2 protein-coding genes are annotated in these 1,305 nt (G+C 72.6%); both read right to left on the reverse strand.

The window, feature by feature from the left end:
• The coding region (locus GT042_RS33360) for an aldo/keto reductase (protein ID WP_161312422.1) at nucleotides 1–817 on the reverse strand (817 nt) is incomplete at its 3' end.
• A 152-nt stretch (nucleotides 818–969) separates the two neighbouring features.
• A partial coding sequence (locus tag GT042_RS33365; protein WP_161312423.1) for a WS/DGAT domain-containing protein occupies nucleotides 970–1,305 on the reverse strand: 336 nt, incomplete at its 5' end.

The following is a 1,305-nucleotide window of genomic DNA, read 5'->3' on the forward strand; positions in this document are numbered from 1 at the left end:
GCGGCAGTCCGTGACGGCGGGTGACGGCGTCCATCCGCAGCGCCCGCTCCAGGAGGGCGGCCGGCGCCGCCGCGTAGTCGTAGGTCGCGCCGGGCCGGGGGTCGGCGAGCAGGCCGGAGTTGAAGACCCCGCCCACGACGACGCTCTTGCCGCGCGCGGCGGCCTCGGGGAGCAGCGCGGTGAGGGCGGACCCGTCGAGGAGGGTGAAGCGCCCGGCGCAGAGCACCACGTCGACGTCGGTCTCGCGCACGAAGCGGGTGAGCATCGCGGTCGCGTTCATCCCGGCGCCGATCGCGCCGACGACCCCTTCGCCGCGCAGCTTCTCCAGGGCCGGGTACGCCTGGCCGAACGCCTCGTCCTCGTGGTGGTCCGGGTCGTGCAGGTAGACGATGTCGATCCGGTCGGTGCCGAGGCGGACGAGACTGTCCTCGATGCTGCGCCGGATGCCGTCGGCGCTGAAGTCCCAGATCCGGCGCTGGGTGGCCGGTACGGCGAAGCCGTTGGCGAGGTCGTCGCCGGGTCCGTCCGGGGGGAGTTCGGCGGCGGGTACGGGTTCGAGGACGCGGCCCACCTTGGTGGAGAGGGTGTACGCGTCGCGCGGCCGGCCGCGCAGCGCCTCGCCGAGCCGGCGCTCGGAGAGCCCGAGGCCGTAGTGGGGCGCGGTGTCGAAGTAGCGGATGCCCGCGTCCCAGGCGGCGTCGACCGCGGCGGTGGCCTGGTCCGGTTCGACCGGGCTGTAGAGATTGCCGATCCCGGCCGCCCCGAAGGACAGTCCGGTCACCTGGACCGCACTGTGTCCGAGCGTGGTGTGCCGCATACCGCTGACGCCTCCCCAAAGTTCCGCCGGTGGCTTCCGCGCCGCCGGTCTCGTCGCATACGACGATCACGACGAATATTCATCGGATGACTGGGTGGCGTCAACACCTCGGGGACAGCAGTTCTGTGTAGTTCTGTGGTGATCACTCCGATCTATGGGGCGATCCTGAGCAGCTCGTCCAGTTCCTCGTTCATCCCGCGCGCCAGCCGGGCCAGATCCGGTACGGCCTTCCCGTCGGCCACGAGCCCCACGTACACCTGCTCTCCGTAGGAGGAGAGGGCGATCGCCAGCGACTGGCCGCGTGCCAACGGGGCCATCGGGTACAGCGCGCGCAGCGGACAGCCGCCGAGGGAGAGCGTGGAGCGGGGCACCGGCACGCTCGTCACCAGGATGTCGAAGAGGACCCGGGCCGCGTTGCCCGCGAGGGGCGCCCCGAGCCGGTGGGCGAGCGGCGGCAGGGCGTCGGCGAGCAGCGCGAAGGCGCCCGC

Source organism: Streptomyces sp. SID3212 (genome assembly GCF_009865405.1).
In the GTDB taxonomy this organism is placed as follows: Bacteria; Actinomycetota; Actinomycetes; order Streptomycetales; family Streptomycetaceae; genus Streptomyces.